General features: G+C 66.5%; 15 protein-coding genes and 2 tRNA genes. 15 read left to right on the top strand and 2 right to left on the bottom strand.

The window, feature by feature from the left end:
• Positions 1–12 precede the first annotated feature (12 nt).
• Together DK389_RS02850 and DK389_RS02845 are read right to left on the bottom strand one after the other, a co-directional pair.
• Positions 13–468: a hypothetical protein gene (locus DK389_RS02850; protein ID WP_162560456.1), complete on the bottom strand. Its 456-nt coding sequence runs from the start codon at positions 466–468 to the stop codon at positions 13–15.
• A gap of 172 nt (positions 469–640) precedes the next feature.
• Positions 641–717 (bottom strand) — tRNA-Arg (locus DK389_RS02845).
• A gap of 431 nt (positions 718–1,148) precedes the next feature.
• On the opposite strand from DK389_RS02845, the gene DK389_RS02840 reads away from it, so the two are divergent.
• From DK389_RS02840 to DK389_RS31925, 15 genes are all read left to right on the top strand, one after another.
• On the top strand, positions 1,149–1,613 hold the full coding sequence (locus DK389_RS02840) for a MarR family winged helix-turn-helix transcriptional regulator (RefSeq protein WP_109887352.1): 465 nt from the start codon (positions 1,149–1,151) through the stop codon (positions 1,611–1,613).
• A gap of 329 nt (positions 1,614–1,942) precedes the next feature.
• Positions 1,943–2,401 (top strand): NUDIX hydrolase, encoded by a 459-nt coding sequence (locus tag DK389_RS02835; RefSeq protein ID WP_109887351.1) that lies wholly within the window; start codon positions 1,943–1,945, stop codon positions 2,399–2,401.
• Positions 2,402–2,528: 127 nt separating this feature from the next.
• Positions 2,529–2,603: transfer RNA gene (locus tag DK389_RS02830), tRNA-Thr, on the top strand.
• 886 nt (positions 2,604–3,489) lie between these two features.
• Complete coding sequence (locus tag DK389_RS02825) at positions 3,490–3,723, top strand: helix-turn-helix domain-containing protein (protein WP_109887350.1); 234 nt, start codon at positions 3,490–3,492, stop codon at positions 3,721–3,723.
• On the top strand, positions 3,720–3,974 hold the full coding sequence (locus DK389_RS02820) for a DUF6074 family protein (RefSeq protein ID WP_109887349.1): 255 nt from the start codon (positions 3,720–3,722) through the stop codon (positions 3,972–3,974). Before DK389_RS02825 ends, DK389_RS02820 begins: the two co-directional genes overlap by 4 nt.
• Positions 3,971–4,543, top strand: coding sequence for a hypothetical protein (locus tag DK389_RS31930; RefSeq protein WP_162560455.1), 573 nt, complete (start codon positions 3,971–3,973; stop codon positions 4,541–4,543). The genes DK389_RS02820 and DK389_RS31930 overlap by 4 nt, the downstream gene beginning before the upstream one ends.
• 366 nt (positions 4,544–4,909) lie before the next feature.
• A complete protein-coding gene (locus tag DK389_RS02810; RefSeq protein WP_109887347.1) occupies positions 4,910–6,244 on the top strand; it encodes an MFS transporter in 1,335 nt (444 codons plus the stop codon).
• A gap of 125 nt (positions 6,245–6,369) precedes the next feature.
• Positions 6,370–6,804, top strand: a complete 435-nt coding sequence (locus DK389_RS02805) for a DNA polymerase III subunit gamma/tau (protein ID WP_109887346.1) — start codon at positions 6,370–6,372, stop codon at positions 6,802–6,804.
• A gap of 56 nt (positions 6,805–6,860) precedes the next feature.
• Positions 6,861–8,579: an efflux RND transporter periplasmic adaptor subunit gene (locus DK389_RS02800; protein ID WP_109887345.1), complete on the top strand. Its 1,719-nt coding sequence runs from the start codon at positions 6,861–6,863 to the stop codon at positions 8,577–8,579.
• Between the two features lie 8 nt (positions 8,580–8,587).
• On the top strand, positions 8,588–11,701 hold the full coding sequence (locus DK389_RS02795; RefSeq protein WP_109887344.1) for an efflux RND transporter permease subunit: 3,114 nt from the start codon (positions 8,588–8,590) through the stop codon (positions 11,699–11,701).
• A gap of 17 nt (positions 11,702–11,718) precedes the next feature.
• Positions 11,719–12,096 (top strand): hypothetical protein, encoded by a 378-nt coding sequence (locus DK389_RS02790; RefSeq protein WP_109887343.1) that lies wholly within the window; start codon positions 11,719–11,721, stop codon positions 12,094–12,096.
• Positions 12,097–12,285: 189 nt separating this feature from the next.
• The gene (locus tag DK389_RS02785) at positions 12,286–13,116 is read left to right on the top strand and encodes a chromate resistance protein ChrB domain-containing protein (RefSeq protein ID WP_109887342.1); all 831 of its coding nucleotides are present in this window, start codon (positions 12,286–12,288) and stop codon (positions 13,114–13,116) included.
• A gap of 2 nt (positions 13,117–13,118) precedes the next feature.
• Positions 13,119–14,528, top strand: a complete 1,410-nt coding sequence (chrA, locus tag DK389_RS02780; protein ID WP_109887341.1) for a chromate efflux transporter — start codon at positions 13,119–13,121, stop codon at positions 14,526–14,528.
• An 876-nt stretch (positions 14,529–15,404) separates the two neighbouring features.
• Positions 15,405–16,445 (top strand): DGQHR domain-containing protein, encoded by a 1,041-nt coding sequence (locus DK389_RS02770; protein ID WP_236960551.1) that lies wholly within the window; start codon positions 15,405–15,407, stop codon positions 16,443–16,445.
• 11 nt (positions 16,446–16,456) lie between these two features.
• Complete coding sequence (locus tag DK389_RS31925) at positions 16,457–17,428, top strand: hypothetical protein (RefSeq protein WP_162560454.1); 972 nt, start codon at positions 16,457–16,459, stop codon at positions 17,426–17,428.
• The last annotated feature ends 6 nt before the right edge of the window (positions 17,429–17,434 follow it).

Genomic DNA, 17,434 nt, shown 5'->3' with positions numbered 1-17,434 from the left:
CGTCGCCGAGGTTCAGGCCGGCCGGATCGGGCGCGATCCGGCGCGTCCGCTGCCCTGCGCGTCCGGGCGCCGCCCCTCGATGCTGGCACGCGCGGTCAGGCACCGGGCTCGAGACGGTGTCTTTGGCCGCCGGTCGGTCGTCCGGGCGCCGTGCGACAGGGCGGCCGGCGACCTGTCGGTCCGATCGCAGGGCAATGGGTCCGCCGGCGCAGCGAGAAATGCCGATCCGGCCAACGGCTCGGAGGCCCAGAGCCCTGCGAGGACGGAAGGTGACAGGATGTGACCACTCTGCGTGGTGATCCAGGGCGCACCGGAATCCGCGTGCAGGGCCGCGAAGGCCTCCCGGAGGGCTTCCTTAAGGCTCGCGACCTCGCGCGGCTCCACGGCCTTCACGTCCAGCGCGTGCGGCCACAGCGTGAGCAGAGCCGGTCGTTCGAGATCCTCGTCGCCCAAATAAAATCCAGACACCGGCACCTCCGGCAGCCTCATCCCGCACCTTGCGATGAGATCAGCATGCCGCATGCCATATCGGCCGGATCGTCGACGGGATGCGGATTTGGGATGCCGGGCCGCGCTCTTCGGATCGATCGTCGCCGCAAGAGCCCGTGGGCGGCTCGATCGCGGATCAAATTCGAAGAGATGGCGCGCCCGAAAGGATTCGAACCTCTGACCCCCAGATTCGTAGTCTGGTGCTCTATCCAGCTGAGCTACGGGCGCGCTGTCGGCGGGGTGGCTGTTTGGCTGCCCGGCCGGTGAGCGCGGTGTTTAAGGACTCGCCGGAGGCTTGGCAACCCCTTCCGAGATGGTTCTGGACGTTGCGAGCGACCTTCGATTCTCAAGAGCACAGGCGACCGTGGATCCGGTCCCAGATCGCGCCGCGACGAACGTCGGCTGGCCCATCTTCGCCGGCGCCCGTGGCAGCACGGAAGTCCGGTAGCTGAGGCGTGAACAAAATCTAGGCTTCCGGGAGCGGCCTGGGCACTGGAAATTTGAGACAGGGCCCGCATTATCTCACAAGCCCTGTGGAAGAATTCTGCAGATCCCTAGCCGTCACGGTCCGGGTATCATGCTATGCAGGGCGGCCCGGCCGGTGCGCCCGATCGCGCGACCCGACCGTGTCGGTTTGGGCGGATGGCATGGTGTGAAACGTGAACGTTCCGAAGGAAACCGCGGGCACGCCCTGGGACCCGCTCCTGCTCGACAACCAGCTCTGCTACGCCCTCTACGCGGCCGCGCACCGCATGACCAAGTCCTACCGGCCGCTCCTGGAGCGCCTTGGCCTTACCTATCCGCAATACCTCGTCCTGCTCGTCCTCTGGGAGACGGAGGGCGTCACGGTCTCCGAGATCGGACGCCGCCTGCGCCTCGATTCCGGAACCCTCACCCCCGTCCTCAAGCGGCTGGAGAGCGCGGGTCTGCTCGTGCGCAACCGGCGCCAGAGCGATGAGCGCGAGGTCGAGATCGGGCTGACGCCGCGGGGCCGCTCCCTCCGGTCGGAGGCGGTGCACGTGCGCCAATCCGTGATGTGCCAGCTGAATCTCACCGAGCCCGAGATCCAAGCCATGCGCGCCGACCTCAATCACCTCATCGAGAACTTGGCGGCCCACGGCTGAGCCGTTGATTTCCCCTTCCTCCGCGACCGGGCCAGACCGCGGGGCGTTGCCGCGCCAAGGGGCGCTGAAGAATTCGCTTTGCCGGTTAACTTTCTCCTTGAGGACGGCGGACGTTCGCGCATATGGCGGGAAGATCGCACCGCTTGCCGCGCGATCGCCCCGCTGACTTCGCCGCGGACGCTCGGTCGATCCGCAGCCCGCGATGGTGATGCCATCTCAGCCCCTGAGGGAGATCTGATCATTTGCACATCACCGTCCGCGCTTCGCACTCGGGTCGACGCGTCGCCACGTGACGGGGACGCCGGGCCGCGCCGTCGAGCATCGGCGCCGTGACGTCGGTTCCGGTCGATAGCGAGCGGGCGACGCAGCGGCAGGTCGGTGCGCTGCCTTTCCGCAAGAACCCGGACGGTGGCTTCGCCGTGCTTCTCGTCACATCCCGCGAGAGCCGGCGCTGGGTGATCCCGAAAGGCTGGCCCATGAAGGGCCGCAAGCCATACGAGGCTGCGGCGCGCGAGGCGTACGAGGAGGCCGGCGTCATCGGCCATATCGGGAAACGCCCCCTCGGATTCTTCCTCTACGAGAAACGCCTGAAGAGCCGTGACTCCGTGCTCTGCCAGGTGAAGGTCTTCCCGCTGGAGGTTCGCAAGCAGCTTAAGCGCTGGCCCGAGCAGAGCGAGCGCGAGCAGCGCTGGTTCGCGCCCTCGGAAGCTGCCGACCTCGTGGCCGAGCCGGGACTCGCCGCGATCATCCGCGCCGCGCTCAAGCGGGACGATCCGCACGTCGCCTGACCGCGTCGTGGGCAGCGCTCAGGAAGTCGCCGCCGGCCCCCATCCACCGATTGCCAAGCCGCGCGCGATCCGCTAATGCCCCTCCCGGTCGGACGGAGACGCGCCAGCGCAGCCCGCCGCACCGCATGCTGCGGTAGCTCAGTGGTAGAGCACCTCATTGGTAATGAGGAGGTCGAGAGTTCAATCCTCTCTCGCAGCACCAGATTTCCCAAGCTATTTCAGGAAGTTAGCCTGGCGTTAGTGCTTGCCCGCGCGTCGGTGTCTCGCTTGGGGGCGCATTAGGGGCGCAGATTGTCTCGGGTACCGCTGTGACCGAGCTTGATCATGCACACAGCCTGGCGCACCAAACCCTTGCTCGCCCAGCAGGAGCAACCCGGCTCTGTAACAAGCGTCGTTGCGACCGAAAGCCACCTCAGAGATGCGTGCTGAGATCGCGGCACGGGCAAGGCTGATGACACAGCCGATCGGCTGGTGAGCGCGCCCTGTAGACACTGAGCGGTCGCATTCCACCAAGGCACAGGCCCTGCAAGCAGAGGCGTGCCGCTCGCGTCGCGACTTCGCTGCTTGGCACGGGCGGACGTGATTGCAGCGCTCGAAGGCGGCGACGAGCGGCCTGCCAACCACGCTGATACGCGAGGGCACTAGACCGCTCGTCGTCGTCGCGAGGCCAATGGTGCATTGGACCGAGCGTAAGGGCTTACCGGTCGACTCTCGGCTCGGTCAGACGGCGGCACGCGTATCGCCGCATCCCGGATCAGACACATGGCAGCCGATCAGGCGCCGCGCCCATTCAGCGATTGCGCTCGCGCTCGACGGGGCGTCCACGGGTAACAACCCACCCGTGGTTATGAGGCCTCCGCTCGGCAAGACCTCGCGCATTGGGCAACCAAAGTGATTCGTCGGCCGAGATGCCTCCGGTGAGATCTCGCGCCGGTTCTCGACAAAGTTCTGCGACGTCAGGCGAAGGGCTCTGAGCCTCCTCGACGGCCCGCGGTGATCAGAGGCGATACGCGCAGACTGCCGGGACCGCCCATGCTGCGCGAGATCGTACTCGACACCGAGACAAGCAGGATCGAAGAGAGGCCAATATGATCAACCGCAGCGATCGCTTCGTGAGCATCAAAGAAGCTCGCGCCATGCTGGGGATCGGGGAGACCACGATCTACAAGCTGCTGAACCAGCGCAGGATCATCGCTCGTAAGCTTGGGGGCCGCACGTTCATCTCTGAGGCCGAAATCGCACGCTTTCAGGCGTCTTTGCCCGCCGCACAGTTCAATGGCAACGGGCGTGAAAGTGGAGCTACCTCGGAGGAGATCCGATGAGCGCCACCGTGCTGCCGTTCCCCCGTTCACGCGACCGCGGCTTCATTCTGCGCCACGCGAACCTCATGGCGCAGGCTGCGTCGTTGCTGAGAGCAGAGGCACATCTCCTGCGTCAGCTCGCGATTCAGCAAGACACGATGGCCCGGCGAGGAATTGCGCCGGAAGTGATGGCGCGCGAGATCGCATCCATCGAGGGGCACATCCGGGCCTGTGTCTACAAGCTTCTCTCTGCGTCGGGAGGAGCCGCATGACCGAGAACTCGCGAACCCGCCGCGGTGTCGATCTAACGGGCCGGTCAACCGGAACTTACAAAGACCCGCGCTTCCGCAAGTTGAACAGGCCCCCGAAAGGCGTCCCCTTTGCCTGGATTACACTGCCTATGCTTAAGAGCCCCGCATGGCGTGCCATGTCACGGAACGCGAAGCTCGTGGTCGAGCGTGTGCTGGTAGAGCACATGAACCACGGCGGCGCTAAGAATGGCGCACTCCCAGTCACTTACAATGACTTCGTGGAGTATGGCATTCGGCGCAACTCGGTCAGGAAAGCCATCGACGAAGCTGCTGAACTCGGTTTCATAGCCGTTGCTCAGAAGGGGACGCGTGCCTGGGGCGAATATGCTGGGCACGCCACAACCTTCCGCGTCGCTTGGTTGCCGACCATTCATGGGGACACACCCCAGTCGAAGTGGGCACGCTTCGCCGATCTCGAGTCGGCCGAAGCCGCATCGGCTCGGGTCCGATCGGCGGGAACTCAAGGGCGATCTGACCGGGCAAATCACAAGGAAGCGCCAGCCACCGGGCGGTCTCGCGCAGCCAAGTGAGATTTAGAAGCCAGTACCGCTAGCGGTATCAACGCCAGTAACGCTGGCGGCACTTTCGGGCACTGTCAGTGCCGCCAGTGGGCCGAATGGCCAGTGTCGCTTGCGTTACTACTATAAATATCTTCGGGGGGTTGTGAGCCGGGGGTGAGGAGCCATGTGGCACCGCCGCGCTAACATCGACAGTTCTCTGCTGAAGTCGGCAGGGCAGCCTCAGGGCAAGTGGCCGGCCAAAGCGGGCGCCAGAGCGCCGCCGTGCTGATAGCCATCGGACCTTTCACCTGTGAACTTAGGCTGCCCAGATCACGAAGTAGCCCCCTGGGCGGCCACAGACGCTAGATCTATTCCTTCCTGTGGAATGAGCTGGGCATGCTAAGCGTCCTCGCCGACCGCACCTACCGGCACCTGTTCGCTGCGCAGGTCATCGCCCTCGTCGGAACCGGCCTCCTCACTGTGGCGCTCGGACTCCTAGCCTACCGTCTAGCCGGGATGGAGGCGGGCGCGGTGCTCGGGACGGCCTTAGCGATCAAGATGGTCGCCTACGTGCTGGTTGCACCGGTGGCCCAGGCCTTCACTGCCTCTCTGCCCCGGCGCGTCTTCCTCGTCGTCAACGACCTCGTTCGGGCCGGCGTTGCACTAGCGCTGCCCTTCATCGACCAAGTCTGGGAGGTTTACGTCCTGATTGCGATCCTGCAATCGGCCTCAGCGGCCTTCACACCGACCTTCCAAGCCACCATCCCGGACATCCTGCCGGACGAGCAGGACTACACCCGGGCCCTGTCGCTCTCGCGCCTCGCCTATGACTTGGAGAACCTCCTCAGCCCCGTCCTGGCCGCCCTGCTCCTGACGGTCATCGACTTTCACTGGCTGTTCGCCGGGACCGTCGTCGGCTTCCTCTGCTCGGCGGCGCTGGTGGTGACCACGACGCTTCCCACGTCGAGCGCGCCGGCCCGCCAAGCCGGGATCTACGAGCGCACCACACGAGGCTTGCGCATCTACCTTGCCACACCGCGCCTGCGCGGGCTCCTAGCCCTCAACCTCGCGGTTGCGGCGGCCGGCGCCATGGTCATCGTCAACACCGTCGTGATCGTCCAAGCCCTCCTCAAGCGCCCGCAGGACGATGTCGCTGTGGCACTGGGCCTGTTCGGCGGCGGCTCGATGGTCGCGGCCCTCCTGCTGCCGCGACTCCTCGACCGCCTGTCAGACCGCACCGTGATGATCCCCTCGGCCGTCCTGCTCGGCGTCGTGCTGCTCGGGTTCGCGGAGGTGTCCTGGAGCCACAGCATCGGCTGGGTCGCCCTCCTGGAGACGTGGCTCGTGCTCGGCATCGGCTACTCCGCGGCCCAGACCCCGACGGGCCGCCTGCTCCGACGCTCGGCCTCGCCTCACGACCGGCCGGCGCTGTTCGCCGCGCAGTTCGCGCTCTCGCATGCCGCCTGGCTCATGACCTACCCGCTGGCCGGCTGGCTCGGGGCGACGATCGGGATGCCCTCCACGCTGGCCGTGCTCGGCGTCCTCACGCTCGCCGCGGCCGCGGCGGCCCTTCTGCTCTGGCCATCCGACGACCCGGAGACTGTCGAGCACGCCCACCCCGAACTCGACCCGACCCACCCGCACCTGGCGACGGCCGGCGGCCACCGCCATGCCCACGCCTACGTCATCGACGACCTTCACCACCACTGGCCGTCGCGTCGGCCGGGATGAGCGCCTGCCCTACCCTCCAGGCGAACGGTTCATGCCCTGGTCAGGCGACCGGTGGCACCCATTGTCCCATGGCCCTTGGTCGCGACGCCGCGCGAATGCTACGTGTCGCCTCTGGAGACCGCTTTGTGAGAGTGCTGCTGACCCTGCTGCGCCGAATCGCGACCAGCGTGATGCTGCTGGCGGTGGCGGCGCTCGCGGTCAACGTCGCGGCGGTGCCGGCGAGCGCCCTCGGTCGGTTCGAGCACCTGGAATACGCCGGGCCCGCGCACAGCCACATGCACGGGGACGGCACCGTGCACTCGCACGTCGTCGCAAAGATCGCCCCGGACGACGCCAGCGGCTGGCCGGACTTCCCGCCGCTCGACGACCCGCAGGACCACGAGCACAAGAAGGCGGATTGCTGCGGCCTGGCCCATCCGGTCGCGCTGCCGTCGGCCGAGCCGGCCGCTTCCGCGCCACGGTCGCCAGGCGCGACTCTCGTCTCGCGGGAAGCGATGCATCCGTTCGGGGTGGATCCGAACGGCCCGAGACGACCTCCCAGGTCCCTGCCGAACGCGTGAGCGCGGCGTCCTGACGGGCGCCGCACAGGCCGTGCCCGTTCGACAGGACTTCGACCGTGACCTTCTCCAAGACTGAGCCCCACGGGCGGCCGCGAGGCCGTGCCGCCGGGCTGGCCATGCTGATCATGGCCACCTGCCTCGCCGTGCCAGCGCTCGCCGGCGGCGGCGACCACACCCATGAGCCGGCACGGGCCGCCGCGGCCGCGCAGGGTACGCCCCGCATCGCCATGCAGTCCGACCTCTACCAGGTCGTCGGCACCCTCAAGGGCGACCGGCTGACCCTCTACATCGACCGGTCCGAGGACAACGAGCCGGTGGCCGGCGCGACCGTGTCCGTGACCGTCGAAGGCGAGGCCGTGTCGGCCGCGCCGAACGCCGACGGGACCTACGCCGTCTCCTCGCCGCACCTGGGTGAGCCCGGCGCGAACGACCTCGTCATCCAGGTCGCCAGCCCGGACGGCGACGACCTGCTAATCGGGTCGCTCGTGGTGGCCGAGCCAACTCGTCCGCCAACCCACATCGGGCATACACATGCGCATGCCGGCATGCCGCTGCTGACGCAACTGAAGGAACGGCTCGGCCAGTATGAGCCGGGCCAGGCCTGGGCGCTCGCCGTCTTCGCGGTCGGCCTGATGCTCGGGCTCGCCCTGCGCAGCCGCCGGATGCGGCCGGCCGCCTTCGTCGCCGGTGCCGTCCTCGTGGTCGCCCTGACGGGCACCGCCTTCGCCCATGGCGGCGAGGACCACGACCACGACACGCCCACCGCGATGCCGGGCTCGAACAACCCGCAGCGCCTGCCAGATGGGGCGGTCTTCGTGCCCAAGCCCTCGCAACGCATTCTAGAGGTGCGCACCACGACCGCGAGGCCGACCGAGGTCGAGGGCGCGATCCGCCTCATCGGCAAGGTCATCCCGGATCCAAACCGGGGCGGCCTCGTCCAGAGCATCGGCGGCGGCCGTGTCATCGCCCCCGACGCCGGTATGCCGAGTCTCGGGCAGGCCGTGCGCAAGGGCGAGGTGCTCGCCCGCATCGAGCGGCCCATCATCCAGGCCGACCAAGCGATCGTCGTGGAGAAGCTCGGCGAGATCGAGCAGCAGATCGGCTTGGCCGAGGCCAAGCTCGCACGCGCCAAGAAACTCGTTGCCACGGGCTCGGGCACCGCGATCTCCGTCTCGGATGTGGAGATCGAGCTCGAAGGCCTGCGCCGGCGCCGCGCCACCGTAAGCGACATCCGCACCACGCCCGAGATCCTGACGGCGCCCGCCGACGGCGTCATCGCCACGACCCGCGTCGTCGCGGGCCAAGTCGTGCAGCCGCAGGACGTCCTGTTCCAAGTGGTCGACCCCGGCTGCCTCTGGATCGAGGCACTCTCGTTCGACGAGGCCCCGGTGAGAGGCAAAGCGACGGCGCTCACCGCCGACGGCACCACCCTGACGCTCCAGGGGAAGGGCGTCAGCCGCGCCCTGCAGCAACAGGCGACCGTGCTCCAGTTCGCGGTGGTCGATCCGCCCGCCAGCCTCAAGGTCGGCCAGCCGGTGACGGTGCTGGCCGCGACGGGAGCCAGCGCTGGAGGCATCGTCCTTCCCCGCAACGCGATCGTCCGCGGGGCCGGCGGCGAGGCGATGGTCTGGCGCCACGCCGCGCCCGAGCGGTTCGAGCCGCGTCAGGTCCGGATCGAGCCGGTCGACGCGAGCCGCGTCGTCGTCCGTACCGGCTTGAGGGAGGGCGAGCGCATCGTGGTACGCGGCGCCGACCTCATCAGCCAGATCCGGTGAGGGCAACCATGTTCGGGATCCTCGTCCGCGCCAGCCTGCGCAACCGGCTCTTCGTCCTCGCCGCCGCTCTCGTCCTCGTCGCCTACGGCAGCTTCGTGCTGCCGCGGCTGCCGGTCGACGTGCTGCCCGACCTCAACCGGCCCATGGTCACCCTGATGACCGAGGCCGAGGGACTTGCTCCCCAGGAGGTCGAGCAGACGGTCACCTATCCCATCGAGGCCGCGATGAACGGCATGCCGGGCGTGACCCGCGTCCGCTCCGTCTCCGGCGTCGGCCTGTCCATCGTCTACGTCGAGTTCGACTGGTCGACCGACGTCTACCGCAGCCGGCAGCTGGTGGCGGAGAAGCTCGCGATTGTGCGCGAGAGCCTGCCGCGCGGCGTGGTCCCGCACATGGGGCCCGTCACCTCGATCATGGGCGAGATCCTGCTGGTGGCGGTCACCGCCGAGACCATGCCGCCGATGGAGGTGCGCGAACTCGCCGACTTCGTGATCCGACCGCAGCTCCTCAGCCTGTCCGGCGTCGCCCAGGTCATCCCCATCGGCGGCGAGGTCCGCCAGTACCGGGTCAGCCCGAACCCGGGCGCAATGCAAGCCCTCGACGTCAGGTCCGAGCAGGTTGAGGCCGCCGTCTCGCGCTTCGGCACCAACACCGGCGGCGGCTTCGTCGACCAGCACGGACGCGAGTACCTCATTCGCAACGTCGGCCTGACCAAGCGCCTCGACGACCTGCGCGGCACGGTCGTCACCTACCGTCAAGGGCAGCCGGTGCTCCTGCGACAGGTCGCCGATGTTGCCTTCGCCCCGGCGCACAAGCGCGGCGACGCCGGCTACAACGGGCGCTCGGCCGTCATCGTCTCGATCCAGAAGCAGCCCGGGGCCGACACCGTCGAGCTGACGCGGCGCATCGAGGCGACCCTCGCCTCAATCCAGAAGACCCTGCCGGCCGGCGTGAAGGTGGACAACATCCAGTTCCGGCAGGCGACCTTCATCGAGACCTCAATCGGCAACGTGAAGCGGGTGCTGCTGGAGGCGGCCGCTGTGGTTGCGGTCGTCCTGGTCCTGTTCCTGATGAACGTCCGGGCGACCCTGATCTCGCTGACTGCGATCCCCGTCTCGGTGCTGGTCACCGTTCTCGTCTTCCAGGCGCTCGGCCTGACCATCAACACCATGACGCTCGGCGGGTTGGCCATCGCGATCGGCGAGCTCGTCGACGACGCGGTGGTCGACGTCGAGAACATCATCCGGCGCCTGCGCGAGAACCGGGAGCAGCCCGAGCCGCGGCCGGTGCTGGAGGTCGTCGCCGCCGCGAGCCAGGAGGTGCGCTCGGGCATCGTCTACGCGACGCTCATCGTCGTCCTCGTCTTCGTCCCCCTGTTCGCGCTGTCCGGCATCGAGGGGCGGCTCTTCGCCCCGCTCGGGGTCGCCTACATCGCCTCGATCCTGGCGAGCCTCGTCGTCTCCGTCACCCTCACGCCCGTACTGGCCTCGTACCTGCTCGCCGGTAACGGCGCCCGGCATCGCGGCGACACCTGGCTGGTCCGGCTCCTCAAGCGCGGGAACGCCGCCCTTCTGGAATGGGCATTCCGGAACCGCTGGCTGGTCGTCGGGACCACCGGCGCGGCGGTCGTTGCCGCGGGCATCGCGGCCACCACGCTCCCGCGCGCGTTCCTGCCGCCCTTCAACGAGGGCAGCCTCGCGCTCGGGCTCGCCTACAATCCCGGCATCTCGCTTGCCGAGAGTCACCGGCTCGGCCTCGTCGCCGAGCGCCTCATCCGCGAGGTGCCGGAGGTGGCCTCGGTCGGGCGCCGCACCGGCCGTGCCGAGATGGACGAGCACGCCGAGGGCGTCCACTCGTCCGAGATCGACGTCGACCTCAAGCCCGGCCGACCCAAGGAGGTCATTCTCGCCGACATCCGCGAACGCCTCGGCGTGCTGCCGGCGGTGCTCAACGTCGGCCAGCCGATCTCGCACCGGCTCGACCACATGCTGTCGGGCATCCGGGCCGAAGTCGCGGTCAAGATCTACGGCGACGACCTCGACACCCTGCGAAGCCTCGCCGAGGGTGTGCGCGACCGCCTCGCGAAGATCCCGGGCATGGCGGACCTCCAGGTCGAGAAGCAGGTGCGCATTCCGCAACTGCGGGTCGACGTCGACCACGAGCGGGCGGCCCTCTACGGCCTGACGCCGGCGGCCGTGACCGAGGCGCTCGATACCCTGAGCAACGGGCGCACGGTCTCGCAGATCGTCGAGGGCAACCGCCGCTTCGACGTGGTCATCCGCCTCGGGGACGAGGACCGCTCGACCACGGGCCTCGCCGACCTCTTGATCGCCACCCCCGCCGGGCGCATCCCGCTGCGGCGGGTCGCCGAGGTCTCGGAGACCGATGGCCCGAACCAGATCATGCGCGAGAACGCCCAGCGCCGGATCGCGGTCTTCGGCAACACCGACAAGCGGCGCGACCTCGCCGCGGTGGTCGCCGACGTGCGCCGCGCCACCGACGAGACCCGCTGGCCGCCGGGCTATCGGGCCGGGCTGGAGGGTTCGTTCCAGGCGCAGGAGGAGGCCTCGGCCCGCATCGGCCTGCTCTCGCTGGTCGCGCTCGCGCTGATCCTCACCGTCCTCTACGGGCGCTACCGCTCGCTGGCGCTGGCCGGCATCATCATGGCCAGCATCCCGCTCGCCCTTGTCGGCAGCGTCGCGGCCCTGTGGCTCGCCGGGCAGCCGCTCTCGGTCGCCTCGATGGTCGGATTCGTGACGCTCGCCGGCATCACCGCGCGCAACGGCATCCTCAAGATCAGCCACTACCTGAACCTCGCCCTGCACGAGGGTGAGGCGTTCGGGCCCGCGCTCGTCGTGCGCGGGTCGCTGGAGCGGCTCGCGCCGGTGCTGATGACCGCGCTCTCGGCCGGGCTCGCCCTGCTGCCGTTGGTGCTCGGCGTCGGCGAGCCGGGCCGCGAGATCCTGCACCCCGTCGCGGTGACCATCCTGGGCGGCCTCGTCAGCGCCACGCTGCTCGACGCCGTCCTGACCCCGATCCTGTTCCTCGCCTTCGGTCGGCGCGCCCTTGAGCGGCTCCGGGCGGGACAGGTAGGCGGGCTCAAGCCCGCCGAGCTCTACTGACCACCGAAGGAGACACCATGAAGCCCAGCATCCTCGCGCTCGCTCTCGTCCTGGCGCTGCCGGCCGCGGCCCAGGCCCAGCGCCACTCGCACAAAGGCCCGAACGGCGGCGAGCTCGTCGACGTCGCCGGGGGGCACGCCGAGTTCGTGGATACCCCGACCGAGATCGCGCTCCACCTCAGCGACGAGGACGGCAAGCCGGTCTCGGCCAAGGGCGCGACGGGCAAAGCCACCATCCTGTCTGGTGGCAAAACCGAGACGGTAGACCTCGCGCCAGCCGGTGGGGCGAAGCTCGCTGGCCCTCTCGCGAAGCCGCTGACCTCTGGTGACAAAGTGGTCGTCTCGGCCCGCGCCGCCGACGGGCGCAAGATCCAGGTCCGCCACGTTGAGCGGTAAGCTGCGACTTGGCTCTATCTGCACTTGGAACGACCGGTGGCGTTCCTGAGCGGGGAGATCTCACGCACCCGGCTGCAGCGCTTGACAACCGCGGGTCGACGGCGATCAATAAGGCATCGGGGAGCGATCCCCCGACGAGGCTACGGCTGAAGAATCGCGTCCAACCTGCACTTGATGCAAGGACGCGCCATGCCTACGCCGAACTCCATCTCCGTCGAGAAGCTCGCTCGCTTGGTCGGCACCGCCGGCTGCCCCGTCGTGGTCGATGTCTGGCCAGACGACGCCTCCCGGGACGACCCGCGCCTGATCCCCAGCAGCCTCCGGCGCTCTGTCGCCGACATCGAGCACTGGTCCGCCGATCTGGTGGGCCGCAGCGCGGTCGTCGTCTGCCGGCATGGGCGCGACTTGAGCCACGGAGCCGCAGCGTACCTGCGTCAAGCTGGTGCCGCTGCCGAGACCCTGGATGGTGGCTTCGGCGCCTGGGCTGAGGCCGGTCTGCCGCTGGTGCCCGAGGCGAAGCTCCCGCCCCGCGACGCGCGCGGCCGCACCGTCTGGGTGACGCGGGCTCGGCCGAAGGTCGACCGCATCGCCTGCCCCTGGCTGATCCGCCGCTTCGTCGACCCGGAGGCGGTCTTCCTGTTCGTGCCGCCGCCCGAGGTGACCGCCGTGGCCGAGCGGTTCGGCGGCGCCGCCTTCGACATTGACGACCCGGGCGCCTTCTGGAGCCACCGGGGCGAACTCTGCACCTTCGACGTCATGGTCGAGGAACTCGGCCTCGCGACGCCGCCGCTCCTGCACCTTGCGACCTTGGTGCGCGGAGCCGACACTGCCCGACCCGATCTCGCACCGGAGGCGGCCGGCCTGCTCGCCGCCTCGCTCGGGCTCTCGCGGATCTACGCGGATGACCTCGAGCAGCTCGACGCCGGCATGCTCCTCTACGACGCCTTCTATCGCTGGTGCCGGGATGCGACAGAGGAGACCCACAACTGGCCAACCAACAAGCCCAAGGAGAGAGCCTGACCATGGCCAGTGCCACACTCAGCCAAACCGCGCCCGAGCCCGGCGCGGTCGCCCCGGAAGCGCCGCAGCCCGTCACCCTCGCCGAGGCGCTGCCGGTCTGGACACGCATCGCCGCGCTCTCCTTCGGTGGTCCGGCAGGGCAGATCGCCGTGATGCACCGCGTCCTCGTCGAGGAGAAGCGCTGGATCTCGGAGAACCGGTTCCTGCACGCGCTGAACTTCTGCACCCTCCTGCCCGGGCCGGAGGCGCAGCAGCTCGCCACCTATGTGGGCTGGCTCATGCACGGCACCCGAGGCGGCCTCGTGGGCGGCGGCCTGTTCGTGCTGCCGGGCGTCGTCGCGATCATGGCGCTCAGCTGGATCTACGCGCTCTACGGCAATGTCGGCCTCGTCGCCGGCCTGTTCTTTGGGCTCAAGGCGGCCGTGCTTGCCATCGTGCTCCAGGCCGTAATCCGCATCGGCAAGCGCGCGCTCAAGGGCCCCGTCATGGTCGGCCTCGCGGCGGCAGCCTTCGTGGCCATCTTCTTCCTCGACGTGCCCTTCCCGCTGATCGTGCTGACGGCTGGCGTCGTCGGCTGGCTCGGCGGCCGGGCCGGTCTGCCGCAGTTCAAGGCCGGCGGACACGGGACCGGCGGCAAGGTCGTTGAAGGCCCCTTCCTGCTCGACGACCACGAGCTCCCGCAGGAGCGGGCCGCCGCCGGGCACACGCTGCGGATGCTGCTGACCTGGGGCGCGATTTGGCTGGTGCCGGTCGCCGCCATCCTGCTCGCTCTTGGGCCCAACGACGTGTTCAGCCACGTCGCGGTGTTCTTCTCGAAGATGGCGATGGTGACCTTCGGGGGCGCCTACGCGGTGCTGGCCTACGTCGCCCAGCGGGCGGTGGAACATTACGGCTGGCTGAAGCCCGGCGAGATGCTGGATGGCCTCGGCATGGCCGAGACGACGCCCGGCCCCCTGATCATGGTCACCCAGTTCGTCGGCTTCCTGGCCGCCTACCGGGCGCCCGGCTCGCTCCCGCCGCTGGTCGCCGGCACGCTCGGCGGGCTGCTCACCACCTGGGTCACCTTCGCGCCCTGCTTCCTCTGGATCTTCGTGGGCGCGCCCTACGTCGAGCGCCTGCGCGGCAACCGGGCGCTCGCCGGCGCGCTCTCGGCGATCACGGCGGCGGTGGTCGGCGTCATCCTGAACCTTGCGGTCTGGTTCGCCCTGCACACCGTCTTCGCTGAGACGCGACCGTTCACGGCCGGGCCGATCCGCTTCGACGTGCCGGTTCTGGCGAGTCTAAACCCGTGGGCGCTCGCTCTCGCCGCGGCAGCGGTGCTGGCGGTGTTCCGGTTCGGGACTGGCATGGTCCGGACGCTCGCGGCCTGCGCTGCGGTCGGAGTTGCCCTGCATCTCGCGGGGCTGGTGTGATGGCCGCTCCGGCAGGAATCCAGGCCTTTAAGCCAGGCGCGAACGAATCTGGCGGTGTCGCCGGAGCTGCCCAAAGCCGGCTTTCGCCGTGAGCCAGCTGACGGGCGCTCAGATCTTCGCCGCTCGCCGGTTGCTGCGGTGGAGCCCGAGAACCCTAGCGAACGTCGCGCGGCTTCGAATCAGCGTGATCATGTACGCCGAGGCCGATCCTGGCGCTCCTAAGGTGTCGGCTGAACAGAGTGAGGCCAGTCGCTGCGCACTGGAGGCCGCCGGCATCGAGTTAGGGAGCAACGGGCCTCCGCAAGCCCCAGCAACGGCGTGGCTACGTGATAGCTGAGGGCTGAATAACGCCCATCGCCCATTGGCCGCTTCAGAGGAGCTGCCGAGGTTGGCTAATCGGCTGGATTGGGCGCCAAATTGGGTGTCTGCATCCGGGCGCCAAACAGGCCATGCCTCCCGTATGAGGGCAAGGCGTCTCTGATCGAGAGCGGAGGATAGGTTCGGCCGACTTAAGATGCCTATGCAACAAGCGCTGCATTCTTAGGTGAGCGGTCAACGCCGTGATTTCAGAATTGCAACTCGCTACCCACCCCCCTTTAGGGACCGTTCTACAAGGGCAATGCCTCGTGGGGGGCGCTGCGCCCGACAGCTCAGACGTTATTCAAAAAAATAGGGGGGGTCCGCGCCGCTCGGAAGCGGGCCATGACCGAGGATAAGAGGCACCACCCTCTACTCTAGGTCGCAAGGACGATCTAAAAGGCAGCGAAAAGCTTCTCGGCCCAGGTTTGGTGTAGCGAGGCGCTGAAATCTGGCACTCGGCTATTCGAGCAGCCGACTGCAACCTGCTGTGCGGCACGCAACCAACGGGAGTTCATCTTGGTAAAGAATGTGATGACTGGCCAAGTTGATGACGCACAGGAGAACGAAGGCACCGACGAGGGAGCAGAAGAGGTAAGTTACACTGCCGTTCTGCTTACTCAGGGCAATCACCGCTTCTATACACTGGCGATGCCTACTGATGTGTTGGCAGAAACCTGTGTTGTCGACCCGCGGGTTGAGAACCCGATCGACGGTTTCCAGCGTCTTCTAGATGAGAAGCGAGCTCACGAGATTGCAGATTATATTGACAATGGTTTCGGGACAATTCCTGGCTCAATCATACTATCTGCGCAACCCCAGGCTGAGCTGGAATACACGCGAAAGTCCCGAACGATTAAATTCCGTAAGACGCCGCGCTCGTTCCTAATCCTTGATGGACAACACCGAGTGTATGGCTTTAAACTTGCCAAGACACATCTCCGTGTGCCTGTCGTCATCTATAATAAGCTGACTAGAGCTGAGGAAACCCGGCTCTTCATGGACATCAACACGAAGCAGCGTCCTGTTCCGCCCGAGCTCATTCTCGACATCAAGCGTCTCGCTGAGATCGAGACCGACTCTGAGGCACTCCTTCGCGATGTCTTCGACACTTTCAACAAGGATCCCGCATCTCCCCTGTTTGGCCTTCTGAGTCCATCTGAGAGAAAGCCCGGGAAAATATCCCGCGTAACATTCAATCAATCTGTTAAGCCTATTTGGTCTTCGCTTTCGAATAGCGATTACGATGCTATTTATGCTGCACTTTGCGCATATTTGCATGCATGGACAGCTGCCCTGAAAGCGGTGAGCGCAGACAATAATCTTACCAATCCCACCCTATTTAAGGCCATAATGTTAGCTTTCCCGACGATTGCTCAGCGAGTAAGTGACCGCTTCGACGCAGATTACTCTCAGAAGAACTTCGGTAAAATCCTCAACTCATTGTTCGAGAACATCAAGAAGAATGATGTCTTAAAGCCAGGCACCAGTCACAAAGCGCTTCACGAAACCTTCCGAAAGGCACTTAGCGCCGGATTCTCGCTCGGTAAAACCAAGTAGTTATGTCTCACATGGCGGACGCCCTTCAGCCTTTCTTGGTGCAAGGACTGAATGCCATCTCGGGCCGAGTAGAGGCTCCGAGCCTCCCTGATCTCATCGGGAGGCCAGGGAAAATTGGCTTTGATCTCGACTTCGACGATGCACGAAAGTGTATATTGACGGACTTTCGAGACCGAGGCACCGTCGCAAATTCATTGGCCGTCGACATCGCTCGATTTGCTTCGGCTTCGTTCCAAAGCGTCCTGAGCGCTTCTCAAGCTTTGGTATCGAAGGACGAGATTCCTTGGGCATTCATTAGAATATACTATGCGGCTTACTACGCTGGTCACGCATTGACCCGGATGCTTGGTATCAGCTGCTCATATCTAGATCGCAATCACATCGCCCATATTCAGAAATTGGGCATAGCTGTCGGCCGAAGCCCCAACTTTACGATGAAGGCTAGCGCGTATCACTGCGTTCTCACGTCCAATTCGGCGCTTCTAGAGAGTACAAGCTTGCGGGAGGGTGGGGGCGGAGCGCATGAAGCTTTCTGGGATGTACTCGGGGAAAAGCTCAAAGAGGTAGCAGAACAGGTACTCCTTCAATCAGCAAACCAGTCGGACGCACAAGCTGTATTTGCGAAGATTGAGGCCTGGCGGGCCAAAGTTAAATCTCACGGGAGCCCATTGCACAGTTGGCTCAGCACAATTCGCAATGAAGTTCAGTACCGCCAAGCCCATGGACTGTGGCTGCCAATTGGAGTGCGCAAGCATGAGAGAGAACAACTCGCAAGAGCCTTCGAGCAATGGAAGCGCGATCCAATGGAGATTAGCGTCGACGGCCCGAATGGTGGTAAACTGGCAGATTTCTTAATCTGCTGTGCCTTCTTAATCGCATCTTGTCGAGTATTGCTTGAGAGGATATCCGAGCGGTCAGAGATCCCCTCCAAAAGCTTCGTAAAGGTCGGGCCGCTTTCTTTGATTGTTGGCATCAAGGCCTAGGGCTTA

The organism is Methylobacterium durans (genome assembly GCF_003173715.1).
GTDB lineage: Bacteria > Pseudomonadota > Alphaproteobacteria > Rhizobiales > Beijerinckiaceae > Methylobacterium > Methylobacterium durans.
The sequence above is the reverse complement of the archived record's forward strand: the minus strand, read 5'-3'. Positions and strand labels throughout refer to the sequence as shown.